The organism is Oceanisphaera avium, from assembly GCF_002157875.1.
In the GTDB taxonomy this organism is placed as follows: domain Bacteria; phylum Pseudomonadota; class Gammaproteobacteria; order Enterobacterales; family Aeromonadaceae; genus Oceanimonas; species Oceanimonas avium.
Genome location: NZ_CP021376.1, coordinates 1,811,878 through 1,829,673, shown reverse-complemented (window position 1 = coordinate 1,829,673; position 17,796 = coordinate 1,811,878). Strand labels below are relative to the sequence as shown.

Sequence of the window (17,796 nt, the reverse complement as noted above, 5' to 3'; positions counted from 1 at the left end):
TTACCCTCTTATTTTTTATTGAATAGCTAATAGCTCCACTTCAAAAATCAATAACGAGCCTGGTGGTATTTGACCGGCCCCAGCGTTGCCATACGCCAGTCGCGAAGGGATAAAAAACCTAAACTTGTCACCCACCACCATTAACTGTAGCCCTTCGGTCCAGCCTGAGATCACTCGATTTAGGGGAAAGCTGATAGCTTCACCACGCTCTACTGAGCTGTCAAACACAGTGCCATCCAGTAAAGTACCATGATAATGCACAGTTACTGTCGACTTAGCGCTAGGATGCTCGCTACCTTCGCCCTTTGCTAGCACTTGGTACTGCAAGCCAGAAGCGGTTTCTATAATTTCGGCATTTTCCTTGTTTTGTGCTAGTTGTGCTTTACCCGCATTAATATTTTCGATAGCAATTTTTTTATTATTTGAATTTTTTATAAAATAAAATGCAGCCAATATGATAATGACGGCGATAAGAACAAATTTCATTAGGGATCCTATTAGTATTAAAAATAATATGGTTGGAACAAGGGAAGATAGCGCTTACGCTTCCTGTAAATAAAAGGCGGCGTTTAAGTTATAATTGAGTGACTAATTCTAACTGCTTAGCGCCCATACCACCAGTTACGACTAGAATGATTTACTGCAATTTAATGCTAAAAAGTGCTGAGTATTCACGAGAAATGTTAGGCATTTTTTACCTATTTAATGCTATCTTTTCAGTTGCTTAACATTCATAAAGCGCGCTGCGAGCTGAGTAAGTAGCCTCTTTGTCTTGTTATACCTGTCTCAGTATAGAAAACACGGCGTTGCTGCTCGAGCTATGATAAAAAATATCTCTTCTAAGTTAACTGAATGCTCAATATTTAGAACGATTTAAGCACTATGTAGTCAATAAGAGGATATTAATCATCGCATTGGAGAAAAAAATGAATACTCGCAGCTTACTCGATCAACTTCTCAGCTCAGGTAAAGAATTACTTCAAACCCAGCATACAGCACAGTCCCACCAAACCCATCAGGCAGGTTCAACCCAGTCAAATACAGATATAAGTAGCCTGCTTGGAAATATTGGGGGAGGAGCCTTAGGTGGCGGTATGATCAGCTTACTGATGTCGAGTAAAAAAGCACGCAAGGTGGGCGGTAACGTTGCTACTTATGGCGGTCTGGCCGGGCTAGGGTTCTTGGCATATAAGGCTTATAGCAATTGGCAAAATAATAATATTAATCAAGCACAGCCCCCTCAGCATCAACCGCAGACGGTAGATCGAGTTTCACAGACTGCTGTGGAAATGCATAGCCAAGCTATTCTTCGCGCAATTATTAGTGCTGCCAAGGCAGATGGTCACATAGACGAGCGAGAGCAGCAGTTAATTGATGATGCTATCGCTAAACTCACTAATGAGCCACAGCTACAATTATGGTTTCAACAAGAAATGCAAAAACCTGTGGACCCCACGGCCTTGGCTCGTGAGGCTAAAAGCTCAGAAATTGCCGCAGAGATGTATCTCGCCAGCATTCTCGTCATGGATGAGGAAAATTATATGGAGCGAGCTTATCTTGATGAACTTGCTCGTCAATTACAACTGGCCCCAGAGCTGAAAAAAGAGTTGGAAACCCAAGCAATAGCGCACCTGCGTTGATACGGCTTCATTAAGCTTCCAATCACCGTGGGTTTCTCTATGAGGCTTTATGTGAGATAAAATTCACTCTGTTAACTTTGCTTAGGCTCGTAGAATGAATAAAAACATGAGCCAAAAAATAATTAACTTAGCTATTTTTTGGCTTTAAACGGGTCTGAGTATTGTAAGATAATAAAATTCACCACCGACAGTATTATCGCTATTTCATAGCGCCCATACGCGACTGAAATGCCAATCGCTGCCGTATTCCATAAGCTAGCTGCCGTCGCCGTGCCTTTAACGGTATTCTCACCTTTAAAAATCGCCCCACCACCAATAAAGCCCATACCGGTAATAATAGCGTACATGATCCTAGCCTCAGGCTCCGAGCCGTGATAAATGTCGACGGCCACTAACATGAAAGCGCAGGATGCAATACTCACCAAGGGAAACGTTCTCAACCCAGCTCCTTTGTCTTTCATTTCACGATTGAGAGCAATCGGCAGTGAAAGTATAAAAGCAATGCTTAGTTGAATCAGATGATATATCAATAGGTTTAGGTTTAAATCAAACTCAAACATGGCTGATTATTCTCTGTAAAAAGAAATGTTAAAGAGTGTAGTTTTTTGAAAAAATAACACAATATTCTCCAGTTACTGTTATTCAGTCGGACTGCTACAGTATGAAAAATGGTTTTTTATGTTTTATGGGTCAACTTTCTAAAGAGGCTTTATTGCCGTGTACCTTGTTAACAATAGTAATAATCGCCACTGCTATAATGCCTACCATTAAACCTACTATCGCGTTTAAAAACATGGTGATTATATTTTCAAATATACCGGACAAGTGCGCTAAATCTTCGACCTCATGATGCAAAAAACCTATCCCATGAACTAATATCCCGCCGCCTACTAAAAACATCGCTAATGTCCCAGCAACTGACAAAATTTTCATCAGTTTTGGTGCTGCAGACATTAGAAATTCGCCTACTAGATGCTTAACCCTCCCTCCTTGCTTGATTAGGTGTAAACCTAAATCATCCATTTTGACAATACCTGCGACTAAGCCATAAACACCCACAGTGATACTAATAGCAATAATGGCAAGCACTAATCTTTTTTCTAGAAGCGTCGCTCCTACTGCCGAGCCAAGGGCAATAACAATAATTTCGGCTGATAAGATAAAGTCAGTGCGTATCGCCCCTTTAATTTTCTTCTTTTCAAAAGCTACTAAATCGACAGTGTTGTCAGCATTGGCACGTAGGCGAGCGGTTTGTTTTTTATCCTCATGCAAAATATGTGGCCAAAACTTATGAATTACTTTTTCAGCTCCCTCATACGCTAAGTAAACTCCCCCACACATTAACAAAAGGTTGACAAGAGGAGGGTAAATCATACTAATGAGCAGCGCTGATGGTACGAGAATAAGTTTGTTAACGAATGAGCCTTTAGCCACAGCCCAAACCACTGGTAGCTCACGGTCGGCTTTAACACCTGAGACTTGTTCTGCATTCAATGCTAAATCATCGCCCAACACCCCTGCAGTTTTTTTTGCGGCAACCTTAGTCATAAGCGAAACATCATCTAATATCACACTGATGTCATCAAGTAAGGTTAATAAACTAGTTCCTGCCATACGCACTCTTGCGTGTCTATTTGTATCAATGACTTGATACACTCTTGAGTATCTATATTTTATATCGCGAGCTCTACTCACTAGACACTCGTTTGCTAACTTAAGAGACTAGATTTTTTATTGTATTAGCATTATAGACAGCAGGGAGCAGAGAAAGAATATGCTCTTTTCTCAAGCTTAGAGTGTATTTAGTAAACTTTTATCACGATTAATGCGCTAAAATTAGCTAGGCTTTCAGCCTTCCATCGCGCGCGCCTTGCTAAATATGGCCTTTAGAAAAACTTTTTTCTCTCAGAGCTACAAAACCTTTGGGACATCATCCACTCACTCCCGTAACAGCTACACGAGAATTATTCGATCGTAATTTTACTGTTTATATAATATTCAGAGTACCGAAAAGCAAACAGTCAGAAATGTGTATAATTAATTATTTTTTGTGCAAAACAGAGAAGCTTTCGGAAAAATGGGGAAGGGTGGTAAAAAGAAAATATTTATTTTGGCTATAGAAAGCCAGCGAACTAACCGCTTACTTGAGTCATTGCTTAGCCAAGAATCGCAGGCAACAAAAAAGGGTTAGCAGATATTAACCTGCTAACCCTTGCTGTATATGGTGGCCCCTCCCAGACTTGAACTGGGGACCTAACGATTATGAGTCGTGTGCTCTAACCAACTGAGCTAAGGGGCCAAAAGTGGGGTGATTATAGGTAAAGTGGCTGAGCCTGTCTAGTCAGCTTATTCAATATCCGTTTGATTTTTAAACACTTGGTCTGTTTAAAATTCAAATTGCTAGCTAAAGCCTATCAAGCAGATGAGAGCTAATAAAAAGGGCGCCTAAGCGCCCTTTATTGCTGTAACTTCTGACTTACTCGTCGAGGAAGCTACGCAGCACTTCTGAGCGACTGGGGTGGCGTAATTTACGCAGCGCCTTCGCTTCAATTTGGCGAATCCGCTCACGCGTTACGTCAAACTGTTTACCCACTTCTTCCAGCGTGTGATCGGTATTCATATCAATACCAAAACGCATGCGCAGTACCTTAGCTTCACGGGCGGTCAGGCCAGAGAGCACATCTTTGGTGGCATTGCGCAAGCTCTCACTGGTCGCTTGGTCAGCCGGCAGCGACAAAGTGGTATCTTCGATAAAATCGCCTAAGTGAGAGTCTTCATCATCACCAATGGGCGTTTCCATGGAAATCGGCTCTTTGGCAATCTTCAGCACTTTACGAATTTTATCTTCAGGCATCACCATGCGATGAGCCAGCTCTTCTGGTGTTGGCTCACGACCCATTTCTTGCAGCATTTGGCGTGATACACGGTTGAGCTTATTAATGGTCTCAATCATGTGCACCGGAATACGAATGGTACGCGCTTGGTCAGCAATAGAGCGGGTGATCGCTTGGCGGATCCACCAAGTGGCGTAAGTAGAAAACTTATAACCACGACGGTATTCAAACTTATCTACCGCTTTCATCAAGCCGATATTACCTTCTTGAATTAAGTCCAAGAACTGTAACCCGCGGTTGGTGTATTTTTTAGCGATAGAAATAACTAAACGCAAGTTAGCTTCTACCATCTCTTTCTTAGCACGGCGGGCTTTGGCCTCACCAATACTCATACGACGGTTAATATCTTTAATTTGCGTAATGGTTAAGTCTGCTTCTTCTTCAACTTGCTTAAGCTTACCAATAGAGCGCAGCACATCTTCTGCCACTTCGCTTAAGCGCACTGCCCACGCGGTTTTGCCAGCAGCCACTAAGCTATTAAACCACTCTGGGTTAGCTTCATCTTTAGAAAACGCTTGCACGAAGGTTTTCTTTGGCATCTTGCATTGCTCAACACACAGTTTAAGGATCAAGCGCTCTTGCACACGAACCCGTACCATAGTGTCACGCATGGCATTTACTAAGCGGTCAAACTGCTTAGGGATCAGGCGAAACTCACGGAAAATATAAGCCAGTTCGGCTATTTCTTTTGCCGCTTCAGCAGACGTTCGACCTTTACTGTCAATAACCCCCCGCATTTTTTCATACTGCTCACGCAATACGCCAAATTTTTCACGGGCTAATTCAGGATCAGGGCCGGTATCAACTTCTTCTTCGTCTTCTTTATCTTCGTCGTCTTCGTCTTCTTCTTTATCTTCTTCGCTTAGCTCAGAACCAATATGCGTGGCCGTAGGGGCGGGCGGCTCTTCTGCATCTGGGTCGAGAAAGCCGGTGATAATATCACTAAGCTTAATATCGCCTGCTTCAAAGCGGTCGAACTGATCTAATAATGTAGTGATAGTCGCGGGGTATTCAGATACCGAGCTTTGCACTTGATTAATGCCGTCTTCAATACGTTTAGCGATTTCAATTTCGCCTTCACGTGTTAACAGCTCCACCGTACCCATTTCGCGCATATACATACGCACTGGGTCTGTGGTGCGACCAATTTCTGACTCAACGGAAGCGAGCGCTTGCGCGGCGGCTTCGGCTGCATCTTCATCGGCCGAGGTTTCAGACATCATAAGATCATCGGCATCGGGGGCGGTTTCTACCACCTGAATACCCATGTCATTGATCATTTGAATAATATCTTCAATTTGATCTGAGTCGACAATGTCTTGTGGAAGGTGATCGTTGACCTCGGCATAAGTCAGGTAGCCCTGTTCTTTACCTTTGGCAACGAGAAGTTTAAGCTGCGACTGTGGGGTCTGCTCCATAAAACTCATCCGATTAAATCTTGCAAGAAAGTGTAAGCAATGAGGCACACTCATCTTTCAATGTGACGCACAAATAGCCGATTTTAACAAAATTTAGTCAACGCTGCAGGCGTTGATGTGCTTGCCAACACGCCCTGCCATATAGTCGGTGAGTGTGTTGTAGCTTTCTTGGGTCTAATTACCCATAAATGGCCGTATTTCAGGCTTAGTTTTCTATATTGGGGCGTAAACGCCCATTTTCAATGTTCAGTGTCTGCTGGCTTTAGTTTCACTTAGCAACAGTATTAATTCTTGTTTTTCTGCAGTAGATAGACCGCCTTGGCTGCTTTTTTGTTGCAGCGCTTCGATACGACTCGAAAAATAATCCTCGATTAATACCGCAAAGGTGTCTTTTAACTCCTGCTCAATGAGATCTCCTGCAAAAAGTTCATCGCTCATGGCTAATCGCGCCAGTGCGGGCCCTGAGGAATGATCACGCCAATGTTCGAGCAATTGGGCGGTGGTCATCGAAGGTTGGGCTTGAACTTGTACCAATAGGGTTTGCAATAAATCTATGCCCGGTAAAGGCAACATGGCCACCTCTTGGGTGTCAGTTGTCGATAAACGGGCAGCGGCAGCCGGATATTGTAGCACAAGAGCAATAGCTCGGCGAATAGGCGTCAACTTAATCTTTTTCTTATTAGGGCGCGCAGCCTCAGTTGCGGCCTTCGCCTCTGGCTGTAAACGGCTAAATAGCTCACGGACGCGGCGTTCGTTTTCGCCCCAATTAAGTTGGCGTGAAAGCTGGGTGATCAGTCCTTCACGAGTAAAGCCCTCAGGTACTTTCACGATAGCAGCCGCCGCTTGATTAGCTAACTCATGTTGGCCTGCATCGCCACTCATGGCTTCTTGGCTCAGGCGCTCAAACAAAAAGTCGCCAAAATCTTGTGCGTTATCTAAGAGCTGACTAAAGTCATCGGCTCCTAATTTACGCACTAAGCTGTCGGGGTCTTCGCCATCGGGTACAAACACAAACTTAAGGCTGCGCCCATCTTGTAACAGCGGCAGGGCATTTTCTAAGGCGCGCCAAGCCGCATCTCGCCCAGCGCGGTCGCCGTCATAGCAACAAATCACTTCGCGGGTGGTGCGAAATAAGAGCTGTAAATGCTCAGGCGTGGTGGCGGTGCCTAAGCTTGCTACTGCATAATCGATACCAAATTGGGCTAAGGCCACCACATCCATATAGCCTTCAACAATTAAAATGCGCTCGGGGCTGCGCTGTGCTTGGCGCACTTCATAAAGGCCATAAAGCTCACGACCTTTATGAAATACTGGCGTTTCAGGCGAGTTTAAATACTTAGGCGTGCCATCACCAAGCACTCGCCCACCAAAGCCAATGACTCGTCCACGGCGGTCGTGAATAGGGAACATAATGCGATCCCGAAACCGGTCGTATACTCGGCCATTGTCATTTTTTATTAGCATGCCGCCATCAATCAACTGACTTTCGGTCTCGCTATTGCTCGCAAATTGGCGTTTTACGCTATCCCACTCGTCAGGCACATACCCAATATTAAAACGCTTAACGACTTCACCACTTAAGCCGCGGTTTTTTAAATATTGAATGGCAGTATTAGATTGGCGTAAGTGATGTTGATAAAACCGACTAATGTCAGTTAATTGCTGATATAAATCTTGGCGTACGGCCTTGGCCGCCGCTTGTTGCTGCGGTGTTTGCGAAGAATGGCTATTTTCGCGAGGCACCGTCAAGCCATGCATGCCTGCTAGCTCATCAATAGCATCAAGAAACTCAAGGCCATCGTATTCCATTAAAAAACCCAGCACAGTGCCATGAGCGCCACAGCCAAAACAGTGATAAAACTGTTTTTCGTGACTCACGGTAAAGGAGGGGGATTTTTCATTATGGAACGGACAGCAGGCTTGATAGTTTTTGCCCGCTTTTTTTAGCTTCACCCGCTGATCGATAAGATCGACTATATCGGTTCTGGCCAATAAGTCGTCGATAAAAGATTGAGGGATTCTGCCTGACATTATTCACCGGTATAAAAAAACAAAGCCGTGCATCACGAAGAGGCACGGCCCGTTGGAAAGATAATGCGTAAACCTTAAGCTAGTTTAGCTTTAATGCTCGCGCTCACCTTACCCATATCTGCACGCCCCTGGGTATGCGGTTTTAATGCCGCCATCACTTTGCCCATATCTTGCATACCGGTAGCGCCAGTGTCGGCGATGGCATTATTAAGCAAAGTTTCCAGTTCGTCTGCGCTTAGCGGTTGCGGCAGGAATTCCTGCAGCACCACGATCTCTTGAAGCTCACCATCAGCTAATTCTTGACGGCCCGCTTGCTCATATTGAGTGGCGGCGTCTTTGCGCTGTTTTACCATTTTGGTAACTATGGTGATGACATCGTCATCGTTCAAGGTTTCGCGGCTGTCTAGCTCTTTTTGATTGATCTCTGCCAGCAGCATTCTCAAAGTACTAAGGCGCGCCTTATCTTTGGCACGCATAGCTAACTTTTGCTGTTCAGACAATTGGTCTTTTAAGGACATAAGATCAAAAAATCTTAATACAGACGGGTGCGACGTGCGTTTTCACGAGACAGCTTTTTAGCGTGACGCTTAACAGCGGCCGCTTTAGCGCGCTTGCGCTCGGTGGTTGGCTTTTCGTAGTGCTCACGACGACGCACTTCAGACAGAACACCGGCCTTCTCGCATGAACGCTTAAAGCGTCGTAAAGCTACATCGAAGGGCTCGTTTTCACGTACTTTAATTACTGGCATGTGCCTCTCACCTCGGTTAACTGGTTTTTTATTAAACCAGTCTGACTATAAAATGGTGCGAAATTCTACTCCGAAGCCTTACCTAAAGTAAAGTCCGAAGGCACTCCGCTGGTTAAAAAACCACTAGAAGTGTAACATAAGCCCCTCTTGTTCAATAGTCCAGCGATAAGACCCCATGCGTGTATTAGGTATAGAAACTTCCTGTGATGAAACTGGCATTGCCATTTATGATGAACAGCTTGGCATTATGGCTCACCAACTCTACAGCCAAGTGGCCTTACATGCGGATTATGGCGGCGTGGTACCCGAGCTGGCCAGTCGCGACCATATTCGCAAAACCATTCCCTTAATTGACGCCGCCCTGCGCGAAGCAGGCTGTACTAAAGACGACATTGACGGCGTGGCCTTTACTGCAGGCCCTGGCTTAATGGGCGCGCTATTAGTGGGCGCCACCATAGGGCGCAGCCTTGCCTTTGCTTGGGATAAGCCTGCGGTCGCTGTGCATCATATGGAAGGCCACTTACTAGCGCCTATGTTAGAAGAGCGGGCGCCGGCGTTTCCTTTTGTGGCGCTATTAGTATCCGGTGGTCATACGCTTTTGGTGCGGGTGGATGGCATTGGCCGCTATGAAATATTGGGCGAGTCGGTAGACGATGCCGCTGGTGAAGCCTTTGATAAAACGGCCAAATTAATGGGCCTAGATTATCCAGGCGGCCCAAGACTAGCCAAGTTAGCCGAACAGGGTGAGGCTAATCGATTTAAGTTTCCGCGTCCCATGACGGATAAACCCGGCCTTGATTTTAGCTTCTCCGGCTTAAAAACCGCCACCGCGACTGCCATTGCCAACGAAACCAAACTTGCCGCTAATGGCCCAGTTGATGAACAAACCCGCGCCGATATCGCTCATGCCTTTCAGCAAGCGGTAGTCGATACCTTGGCCATTAAGTGTAAACGGGCGTTATTGCACACGGGGCTAAATCGCTTAGTGGTCGCGGGCGGCGTGAGTGCCAATGTGTCGTTGCGAGCGCAACTGAGTGAATTAATGGCCAGTTTAAAGGGTGAGGCGTTTTACCCGCGTAATGAGTATTGCACCGACAATGGTGCCATGATCGCCTTTGCCGGCTTACAGCGCTTAAAAGCCGGTGACGTTGAGCCGCTCGCGGTGCGCGCGCGGCCACGCTGGCCACTCGATGAGTTAACGGCGGTAGATTAAGGGCAGTGAAGAGGAAAGTGGGAAGGGTGCTAAGCTACACCAAGGACGGTGTTGCTAGGGATGTCGTTCTGTTGCTCCTCACCTAATTACTCTTTACTGCTTTTATCTTCACGCTTTGACCTATCGATAATGGGCGTTTCTTGCTTATGGTAAAGGCGCGTAATATTGGCGTGATGGCGCAAAATAATTAAACAAGACAAGAGTGCCACCGAGAGCGTGTATTCAGGCTTGATAAAATACACATACAAAGGCGCCACTAATGCAGTCAGTAATGAGGCTAAAGAGGAGTAGCCAAACAAGCCTAAACAAATTAGCCAAGTCAGCACCATCAAGGCTGCCATGTCCATGCCTAGGGGCAACATAGTGCCAAGGGCAGTGGCTACGGCCTTGCCGCCTTTAAAGTGAAAGAATAGCGGAAACATATGGCCTAAGCAGGCCGCCATGCCAATAAAAGCTAAATAGAGCGGGCCGATATTTAAATACCACGCCATATATACCGGCAAAGTGCCTTTCATCATATCCAGTAATAATACCCACACCGCAGCGCTACGATGGCCTGTGCGCAATACATTGGTGGCGCCTGGGTTACCCGAGCCATGACTACGAGGATCTGGCAAGCCATAAAGGCGCGAGATCAGCACGGCACTGGAGATGGAACCCCCCAAGTAGGCAAGTACTATCATAAAAAAGATGAGGGCCGTCATCGCGGTTTATACCTCGGGTTCAATCCGTTATTATGCACGCTTAAACCGAGTTAAAAATAAGCAAAAAATCGTTTATCTTTAGCTCGATCCTAATGTAGTTCAGCTTAACAGAAGATTGAGACGATGGATAAAGTGTTTGTAGAAGGTCTAGAAGTGCTGACCACAATCGGCGTTTATGACTGGGAAAAGGACATTAAACAAAAGCTGCGTTTTGACCTAGAGATGGGGTTTAACACCGCGCCTGCTGCTAAAGAAGATGACATTAACAAGGCGCTGGATTATGCCACTTTGTCCCAAGTGGTGACTGAGTTTGTTGCTGCTCATCAGTTTGAATTACTTGAAACTATGGCCGAGCGTGTCGCCGAGCTGATATTTGCGCGCTTTGCTGTACAGTTTGTAAAAGTACGCCTCACTAAGCCTAATGCGATAGTCAATGCCCAAGGCGTGGGTGTGGAGATTTTAAGAACTCGCAAAGTATAAGCAGCAGTAACGCCTTGTAGTGCATGGTCATTAAATTCTCATCTGTTTGGATTATGGTGCCATGATGGGCAATGAGAATAATCAGCTGAAAAGACACGCGATTTTATTGGCTTAAATCCAAGGCTTTACTGAGTGTTTAGCTACTTTTAGCTCGGCTCAGTAAATTTTTATTCCTCTTCGGTTAACCAGCTTTGTAACTGGGCTAGGCGGGCGTGTTTAATGGCCTCACCAATGGCGGAGCCACTAACACCTTGTGCCACAAAAGGAGCGGCGTTAATGGTTTGCAATTGGGTAAACCAGTGCCATAACTGCGCTCTTTGTGGGTAAGGCGTACTAGGCGCGCTTGCTTGCCAATCGGCGTGGGCGCAGCACAGTAGTTTTTCAAAACGTGTTGGCCGCCGCCAGCTGTCAGTTTCTTGGAATAAGGCCAATATGGTGTCGGCCTGAGCCAGTGTGGGCTCACGCAGTGCATGCAGGGCACCATGCCAACGGCTGGCTAAAAGCGCCAACTGTTTGTGCTCAGTCGGCACCTTGTTGCGCTCACACAGGGTGGTGATACGCGCTTCATCCAGATGCAATACTAAGCTCGCAAAGCGACAAGCAATATCCTCGCTAAGCTGTGCGCATTGCCAAAGGGCGGCTAGGCTGTGATTTTTTTCTTGAGTCGCTAATAAATTAGCTAATTCTGGAAAGAGCGCGGTTAAGCCATCACAGGCTAACAAAGCTTCAAAGAACACTTGCGGCTCGGTACATGCGAGTGCCTTTTCGGTTTCTTGCCATACCCGCTCGGGCGTAAGGGTAGTTAATTCCTGACTATGAGCAATGCGGCGCATAAGCTCAAGGGTGCTGTTAGCGATATTAAAACCAAGCGGCGCAAACCGCGCAGCAAAGCGAGCTACCCTTACTACCCGCAGTGGGTCTTCACAAAAAGCATCAGAGATATGGCGTAAAGTGCGTGCCTGAAGATCTATTTGGCCACCGTAAGGGTCGTAGAGATGGCCGGCTTCATCTTGAGCCATGGCATTAATAGTGAGATCACGTCGGCTCAAGTCTTCTTCTAAGGTGATATCAGGCCCAAAATCGCAAATAAAACCGGTATAACCTTGGCCGGCTTTGCGCTCAGTGCGCGCCAGTGCATACTCAGCTTTAGTAGTAGGATGCAAAAAGACAGGGAAATCATTTCCCACCTGCTGATAGCCCAAAGCTAATAATTGCTCAGGATGCGCGCCTACTACCACATAGTCTTTGTCATAAACGGGCAGCCCTAATAAGGCATCGCGCACTGCACCACCGACTAAATAAATCTCCACGATAATTCCTTATAGAAAACGCCGTTTATGGCTAAAGCAGCCAGTTATTGGTCGAGAGGGGCATACACGCGCGGTGGCTGCTGATAAGGCAAGTGTATTAAGTTGAGCCGATAGCGCCGAGCTTGCTCTACCGCTAATTGGGTAGGCGCACTGAGTGTGAGCAAAGTCGGATTATTACTGCGTACCATCTTAAAAATCAATTCTATGCTACAGCGGCTAGTGACCAAGATTAAGCCTGGGTGCGGCTGCGCTTTTTGCTGCCAGCCTAATAGTTTATCTAGGGCATTATGGCGTCCCACATCTTCACTGGCGTGTTGGATCTGTCCGGCGCTATCAATAAAAAAAGCCGCATGCAGTGCGCCACACTGTTGATTTAAACGTTGCCACTTGGGCAGTTGCTCTCGTAACCCGAGTAATAGCTGGGTATCGGGTAAGGGGCTGCTTGGCAAAGGCGATAACATGGGCAGGGCTGCCGCTAGTGATTCAATGCCGCAGATACCACAACCGGTACGCCCTGCTAAATTGCGCTTTTGAGCAAGCCAAGGTTGGTGGCGGCGGTTAGCTAAGGTAACGTCGGCGATAATGGCGTTATCTTGGCGGATAAAATCGAAGTCGTGAATGTCTCTATGATGCTCAATGATGCCCTCGGTAAGTAAAAAGCCGATAATAAAGGCTTCTAGCTGGTAAGGACTCACCATCATTACTGCATGATTAACCCCATTGAGGGTAATGGCTAAAGGAACTTCGGTCGCAAGCCGATAGTGGGTACCAGATAGGGTGCGAACACTTTGGCTGGGCGCCAACTCCTCCCAATTAGCCTCGTCCATTATTTATTCCTATGTGGCTAAAGCACTTAATGATATTGCGGCGATTAACTTGCTGAGCTGATGGCGGAAAGTAGTAGGAGTCGAACCTACCTAGGAGTGTCTAACACCCCCAACTGGGTTTGAAGCCCAGCCGCACCACCGGATACGATTACTTTCCTTTTTAAGCTCTCTCAGCACTCTCTCTTTACAATGCCAACATCATGTTAACTTGTAAATAGCTGATTATCGGGGCGGATCACATGTCGGTCTTGTAAGCGTCGGCTAAAGCCAATCCGTTGAAAAAACTCAAGAATTTGTAAGGTTCGCTTACGACCTAAGTCTAATTGATCTCTAAATTCTGCCGCCCGCACCCCGCGATCTCTTGGGTAAGCTAACAGCAAGGTGGCGAGCTCATTAATATGGTGATGATGGTAGAGCAAGTCGGGTTGCACCTGATACAACAAACCTTGTTGCACCAGCTTTCGGGCTAAGTGGCGAATATCTTGCTCAGGGAGTGCTAATAAGCGCGCTAAGTCTCGTACCCAAGGCGGGTCGTATTGCCCTTGATAGGCGAGCTCTAAAATGTGCTGGGCTAATTGCTGTTCAGACTCACTTAAACTCACGCTGTGCTCGGGCAGATGATACCAAGCGCCGGTGAGCATTAAGCGCTCACTGTGTAACAAGGCCGCTAGCGCACTGTGCCATAGTGCGAGTGGCTGCGCGGGATCTGTCATGCGTCTTAATCTATCCGCCCCTATACCTGGCTCATCTGGATAGCGTAAATGCGCTTGGGCAAGGCGGTGTTCAATTTGTTTACATACCTCGTGCCAACAACTTTTATCAATGAGCACGCGTCCTCGCTTGGTCTCCACCCACAAGGCGTGAGCGGGCAGAGATAGCTGGTGAAGTTCAGTATTCGTTAAACGCTGTAAAAATGCGGCATCAATACCGTAACGAGCTTGGCTAAGGAGTGGAGCTAGCTCTTGGGTATCTAAATAATGATTAATAGCGCTAAGCCAGGCTAAGCGGGCGGGGCTGCGTCTTTTACGGTCGGGGGCATTAGCATCTAATACTCGACCCCCGCCTAGGGTTTGCTTGGCGTGCGCATTACGAATAATAAAGCGGTCACCTGGCATGGCGCATTGCTTATGCTCAAAAACTAATTGCGCTATGGCTCGCTCATTAGCCGCCAGTTTGTCTTGGCTAAGCGGCACTAAGTGCGCCATTACATGATCTGCGCCTATATGCACATGCACGGGCGTCCAGGCGGTTATCACTGGCGTGAGGTGTGTCAGTTGCAGCTCTACATCCATGCGTAACGAGGGCACAAAGCAGCGCTCATCGGCGAGCCAATCGCCACGGTGAATGGCGTCTTTGGCAATATTTGCAATATTAAGGGCACAACGCTGTCCGGCTAAGGCCATGTTGCTTGGCTGATTTTGCGCATGAATGCTGCGTATTCGCACCTGAGTATTAGCCGGCATTAAGCGCAGCTTAGCGCGCGCTTCATTAAGCAAAAAAGCGCCACTGTGTACGGTACCCGTTACTACTGTACCTTGACCGGCTAAGGTGAAAGAACGATCGATGGCGAGGCGAAATAAGCCAGACTCTGCCGCCTTAGGCTGATGAGTGGCTAAGTGGTGTAAATACTCACGCAAGGCGGGGATCCCTGCTCCGGATAAACTGTCCACGATAAATACCGGTGCACTGGCTAAAAAGGTAGTGGCAAGTATTTGCGTTAATTGGCGCTGAGTGCTCAGCAGTTGCTCGGGCTGGGCTTGGTCTTGCTTGGTGATAACGACCGCGCCTTGAGTAAGGCCCAGTAACGATAACACCGCTAAGTGCTCGCGGGTTTGCGGCATAATGCCATCGTCTGCAGCCACCACTAATAGCGCAAAATCAATGCCACTGGCGCCGGCGACCATGGTATGGATCAGTCCTTCGTGGCCGGGTACATCCACAAAACCTAGCATCGTCTGATTGGCTAATGGCTGATAGGCGTAACCTAAACTCAGCGTCATGCCTCTTTGCTGTTCATCTTTTAAACGGTCGGTATTAATACCCGTAAGCGCGCGTATTAGCGCCGTTTTTCCATGGTCAATGTGGCCGGCCGTGCCAATAATCATAGTGAGGTTTGGCTCCAAGTTGCTTGTAATAAATCCGCTTGAGTAGGCGTTAAGCAGCGACAATCTAAATAGAGAGCATCTTTATGAATGCGCCCAATAAGGGGGGGCGTTTGACTGCGAAACTGGCGCTCTAGCTGCATAATTTGGCTTGATTTTTTACCTACATACTCAATCACTAAGCCAAAGCTTGGCAGCGATTCTATGGGCATAGCGCCGCTGCCTATTTGGCTGAACATGGCTTGGCAGTGTACGCGATACTGTTCGCCTAAGTAGTGCTGTAAATCAGGTTGCAACGTCTGGGCTTGAGCTTGAATATCGGGCGCACTGCGAGTCAGTAAGTGTAAGGTGGTGAGTCGCTGGGGAAGCAACTCTGGGCTGCGATAGAGCGCTAACACCGACTCTAGTGCCGCCATAGTGAGCTTGCCCACTCTTAATGCGCGCTTAAGGGGATGTTTCTTAATCGCCTCAATCAGCGCCTTACGCCCCACAATAAATCCCGCCTGCGGTCCCCCTAACAATTTATCGCCACTAAAGGTGACTAAATCGGCACCCGCCGCTAGGGTTTCTTTAACGGTGGGCTCATGAGGTAAACCCCATTGGCTTAAGTCGACCAAAGTCCCGCTCCCTAAATCAACGGTGACGGGTAGTTGATAGTGCTCTCCTAATGCCACTAGCTCGGTGAGGGGGGTTTCCTTAGTAAAACCCACCACGGCATAATTGCTACAGTGCACTTTCATCAGCATGGCGGTGTGCTCACCGATAGCGCGCTCATAATCTGCATAATGAGTGCGGTTGGTAGTGCCGACTTCAACTAAGGTGCTGCCGGCACTGCTCATAATATCGGGAATACGAAACGAGCCGCCAATTTCCACTAACTCACCACGAGAGACAATCACTTGCTTGTGATTGGCTAAGGCGTTAAGCATCAGTAATACAGCGGCGGCATTATTATTAACCACAGTGGCGGCTTCGGCCCCGGTGAGCTCGCAAATTAAGTCTTCAATGAGGCTGTCGCGATCTCCTCGCTTACCGCTGACTAAGTCAAACTCCAAATTAGTGGGCTCTCTAAGCACTTGGCTAATCGCTGCTACGGTGGACTCGGGTAATAAAGCGCGCCCTAAATTGGTATGTAATACAGTGCCGGTTAAGTTAATCACTGTTTTTAATTTAGACGCTGTTAATTGCTGAAGCTGGCTTAATAACTGCTTAGCAATCGCGGCCACTGCCACCTCATTTATGCTCAGTGTTTGCTGTAATGCTTGGTGGCGAAGCTTCGCCAGTAATAAACGTAGCTGCTGGGTGACCAAGCTTAAGCCATATTGCTCTAGTGCGCCCGCCAGTGCTTGGCTATGAAGCACCTTATCGAGCGCTGGCAAGTCGGACGGTTGTGCTAAGGGCTGATTTAACGCAGTGGGAGAGATATTCACTGTGCTAACTGCCATAAATAAGGATTATTATTAGCACGATAAAATTGTTCCTCGCCCATTAAAATATCCAGGGGCAAGCTGGCCAAATCATCGGCAAAAGGCTCGGCATGTTGTTCTTTATCGAGGTAAAAAATCTTTCGATACTGTTGGCAGTGTCCGCACGACTCGGCTTTAATGCCCGCGTCGGCTTCCAGCGTATGATAAGCCACCTGTTGGGTATCTTCGCAGTGGGTACAAGTTACACGCACAATATGCCACTGACTTGCACACAAGGAGCAAGTGGCGTAGCGAATTTGTTCTTTTGGGCCGCCGAGCATCACGCTACTCGACACTGGCTGGCTGCCACAGCAAGGGCAAAGTCCAAAGGGCGTATTGGCGGGCACTTGCTTACTCTCAAGCGTTAAGACCAGTTGGCTCCAATACACTTGCAAGGCTGCCATAATAAAAGGCGCGCGCGCGGCATCTATGTGCTCAATATCGTGGCTAAGCAAGGCATCGGCTTGGCGCTCAATCTGCTCTGGCGCTTGTTTAAGCTCGCTGAGCAGCTCATTAAGCAAGGTATGAATGGGCGCGCTCAGTGACGTATCAGCTAGCAGTAATTGCCCTATAGCCTCTAAGTGAGCACGCCATTGTGGCTCTCTATGAAAACTGCGGGCGCTAAAGGGCGGCATGCCGTGCGCTTGGGCTTGGGCTAATTGCAGTTCATCAAGCTCAGCTAGGGGAGGCGCTTTTTCATAGACACTTTGTTGAGCCGCGGCGAGCGCGGCAATTAATAATAAATAATCGCCAATAGGGTTATCTGGCGCAAGCGAGCGCAACCGCTCGGCTCTAATACCGAAGGTAGTGGGTAGAGGTAATATCAGGCGAACTATGCTGGTACGATCCAGTGTTTCTATTTCGCCACGAGTCAGAATTCGCTGCATGGGCACTCCTTGAGTGAGTCTGCTGATAAGCAAGCTAGGCGCGCTTATTATAAAGCCGCCAAATGAGGCTCATTTG

At 47.3% G+C, this 17,796-nt stretch carries 16 protein-coding genes and 2 tRNA genes; 3 read left to right on the top strand and 15 right to left on the bottom strand.

From position 1 onward, the window contains the following. Positions 1 to 15 precede the first annotated feature (15 nt). Complete coding sequence (locus CBP12_RS08440; RefSeq protein WP_086964039.1) at positions 16 to 486, bottom strand: FKBP-type peptidyl-prolyl cis-trans isomerase; 471 nt, start codon at positions 484 to 486, stop codon at positions 16 to 18. 440 nt (positions 487 to 926) lie between these two features. On the opposite strand from CBP12_RS08440, the gene CBP12_RS08435 reads away from it, so the two are divergent. Next, a complete protein-coding gene (locus CBP12_RS08435) occupies positions 927 to 1,640 on the top strand; it encodes a tellurite resistance TerB family protein (protein WP_086964038.1) in 714 nt (237 codons plus the stop codon). 131 nt (positions 1,641 to 1,771) lie between these two features. On the opposite strand, the gene CBP12_RS08430 is transcribed toward CBP12_RS08435, so the two are convergent. The 7 genes from CBP12_RS08430 to rpsU form a co-directional block, all read right to left on the bottom strand. After that, positions 1,772 to 2,200, bottom strand: coding sequence for an MgtC/SapB family protein (locus tag CBP12_RS08430; protein WP_086964037.1), 429 nt, complete (start codon positions 2,198 to 2,200; stop codon positions 1,772 to 1,774). A gap of 130 nt (positions 2,201 to 2,330) precedes the next feature. Continuing rightward, positions 2,331 to 3,254: a DUF808 domain-containing protein gene (locus CBP12_RS08425; RefSeq protein WP_086964036.1), complete on the bottom strand. Its 924-nt coding sequence runs from the start codon at positions 3,252 to 3,254 to the stop codon at positions 2,331 to 2,333. Positions 3,255 to 3,862: 608 nt separating this feature from the next. Beyond that, positions 3,863 to 3,939 (bottom strand) — tRNA-Ile (locus tag CBP12_RS08420). Between the two features lie 177 nt (positions 3,940 to 4,116). Beyond that, entirely contained in the window at positions 4,117 to 5,952 is a 1,836-nt protein-coding gene (gene rpoD / locus CBP12_RS08415) for an RNA polymerase sigma factor RpoD (protein WP_086964035.1), read from the bottom strand. A gap of 246 nt (positions 5,953 to 6,198) precedes the next feature. Beyond that, positions 6,199 to 7,983: a DNA primase gene (gene dnaG, locus CBP12_RS08410; protein ID WP_086964034.1), complete on the bottom strand. Its 1,785-nt coding sequence runs from the start codon at positions 7,981 to 7,983 to the stop codon at positions 6,199 to 6,201. Between the two features lie 74 nt (positions 7,984 to 8,057). Then, on the bottom strand, positions 8,058 to 8,501 hold the full coding sequence (locus tag CBP12_RS08405; RefSeq protein WP_086964033.1) for a GatB/YqeY domain-containing protein: 444 nt from the start codon (positions 8,499 to 8,501) through the stop codon (positions 8,058 to 8,060). A 14-nt stretch (positions 8,502 to 8,515) separates the two neighbouring features. Then, complete coding sequence (rpsU, locus tag CBP12_RS08400; RefSeq protein ID WP_086964032.1) at positions 8,516 to 8,731, bottom strand: 30S ribosomal protein S21; 216 nt, start codon at positions 8,729 to 8,731, stop codon at positions 8,516 to 8,518. 175 nt (positions 8,732 to 8,906) lie between these two features. Between rpsU and tsaD the strand changes: the two genes are divergently transcribed. Next, entirely contained in the window at positions 8,907 to 9,944 is a 1,038-nt protein-coding gene (gene tsaD, locus CBP12_RS08395; protein ID WP_086964031.1) for a tRNA (adenosine(37)-N6)-threonylcarbamoyltransferase complex transferase subunit TsaD, read from the top strand. Between the two features lie 86 nt (positions 9,945 to 10,030). Here the strand turns inward: tsaD and plsY are convergent, their stop codons facing one another. Next, on the bottom strand, positions 10,031 to 10,648 hold the full coding sequence (gene plsY / locus CBP12_RS08390) for a glycerol-3-phosphate 1-O-acyltransferase PlsY (RefSeq protein WP_086964030.1): 618 nt from the start codon (positions 10,646 to 10,648) through the stop codon (positions 10,031 to 10,033). Between the two features lie 123 nt (positions 10,649 to 10,771). Here plsY and folB point away from each other — a divergent pair, with 123 nt between their 5' ends. Beyond that, a complete protein-coding gene (gene folB, locus CBP12_RS08385) occupies positions 10,772 to 11,128 on the top strand; it encodes a dihydroneopterin aldolase (protein WP_086964029.1) in 357 nt (118 codons plus the stop codon). 167 nt (positions 11,129 to 11,295) lie between these two features. Here the strand turns inward: folB and CBP12_RS08380 are convergent, their stop codons facing one another. The 6 genes from CBP12_RS08380 to fdhE all read right to left on the bottom strand — a co-directional run bounded on the left by CBP12_RS08380 (position 11,296) and on the right by fdhE (position 17,720). After that, the gene (locus tag CBP12_RS08380) at positions 11,296 to 12,438 is read right to left on the bottom strand and encodes a multifunctional CCA addition/repair protein (RefSeq protein ID WP_086964028.1); all 1,143 of its coding nucleotides are present in this window, start codon (positions 12,436 to 12,438) and stop codon (positions 11,296 to 11,298) included. 44 nt (positions 12,439 to 12,482) lie between these two features. Next, a complete protein-coding gene (gene fdhD, locus CBP12_RS08375) occupies positions 12,483 to 13,265 on the bottom strand; it encodes a formate dehydrogenase accessory sulfurtransferase FdhD (RefSeq protein WP_086964027.1) in 783 nt (260 codons plus the stop codon). A gap of 61 nt (positions 13,266 to 13,326) precedes the next feature. Next, positions 13,327 to 13,422, bottom strand: a tRNA-Sec gene (locus CBP12_RS08370). Between the two features lie 46 nt (positions 13,423 to 13,468). Continuing rightward, complete coding sequence (gene selB / locus CBP12_RS08365) at positions 13,469 to 15,370, bottom strand: selenocysteine-specific translation elongation factor (protein ID WP_086964026.1); 1,902 nt, start codon at positions 15,368 to 15,370, stop codon at positions 13,469 to 13,471. Further along, positions 15,367 to 16,797, bottom strand: a complete 1,431-nt coding sequence (selA, locus tag CBP12_RS08360) for an L-seryl-tRNA(Sec) selenium transferase (protein ID WP_232455042.1) — start codon at positions 16,795 to 16,797, stop codon at positions 15,367 to 15,369. The genes selB and selA overlap by 4 nt, the downstream gene beginning before the upstream one ends. Then, positions 16,794 to 17,720 carry a formate dehydrogenase accessory protein FdhE gene (fdhE, locus tag CBP12_RS08355; RefSeq protein ID WP_086964024.1) on the bottom strand — a complete coding sequence of 309 codons (927 nt, stop codon included), beginning with the start codon at positions 17,718 to 17,720 and terminating at the stop codon, positions 16,794 to 16,796. Before fdhE ends, selA begins: the two co-directional genes overlap by 4 nt. Positions 17,721 to 17,796 lie beyond the last annotated feature (76 nt).

Coding starts and splice junctions, on each gene's coding strand:
- fdhD (WP_086964027.1), bottom strand. CDS start 13,265: ATGGACGAGGCTAATTGGGAGGAGTTGGCGCCCAGCCAAAGTGTTCGC.
- CBP12_RS08435 (WP_086964038.1), top strand. CDS start 927: ATGAATACTCGCAGCTTACTCGATCAACTTCTCAGCTCAGGTAAAGAA.
- plsY (WP_086964030.1), bottom strand. CDS start 10,648: ATGACGGCCCTCATCTTTTTTATGATAGTACTTGCCTACTTGGGGGGT.
- fdhE (WP_086964024.1), bottom strand. CDS start 17,720: ATGCAGCGAATTCTGACTCGTGGCGAAATAGAAACACTGGATCGTACC.
- tsaD (WP_086964031.1), top strand. CDS start 8,907: ATGCGTGTATTAGGTATAGAAACTTCCTGTGATGAAACTGGCATTGCC.
- CBP12_RS08430 (WP_086964037.1), bottom strand. CDS start 2,200: ATGTTTGAGTTTGATTTAAACCTAAACCTATTGATATATCATCTGATT.
- folB (WP_086964029.1), top strand. CDS start 10,772: ATGGATAAAGTGTTTGTAGAAGGTCTAGAAGTGCTGACCACAATCGGC.
- rpoD (WP_086964035.1), bottom strand. CDS start 5,952: ATGGAGCAGACCCCACAGTCGCAGCTTAAACTTCTCGTTGCCAAAGGT.
- CBP12_RS08425 (WP_086964036.1), bottom strand. CDS start 3,254: ATGGCAGGAACTAGTTTATTAACCTTACTTGATGACATCAGTGTGATA.
- rpsU (WP_086964032.1), bottom strand. CDS start 8,731: ATGCCAGTAATTAAAGTACGTGAAAACGAGCCCTTCGATGTAGCTTTA.
- CBP12_RS08440 (WP_086964039.1), bottom strand. CDS start 486: ATGAAATTTGTTCTTATCGCCGTCATTATCATATTGGCTGCATTTTAT.
- dnaG (WP_086964034.1), bottom strand. CDS start 7,983: ATGTCAGGCAGAATCCCTCAATCTTTTATCGACGACTTATTGGCCAGA.
- selB (WP_086964026.1), bottom strand. CDS start 15,370: ATGATTATTGGCACGGCCGGCCACATTGACCATGGAAAAACGGCGCTA.
- CBP12_RS08405 (WP_086964033.1), bottom strand. CDS start 8,501: ATGTCCTTAAAAGACCAATTGTCTGAACAGCAAAAGTTAGCTATGCGT.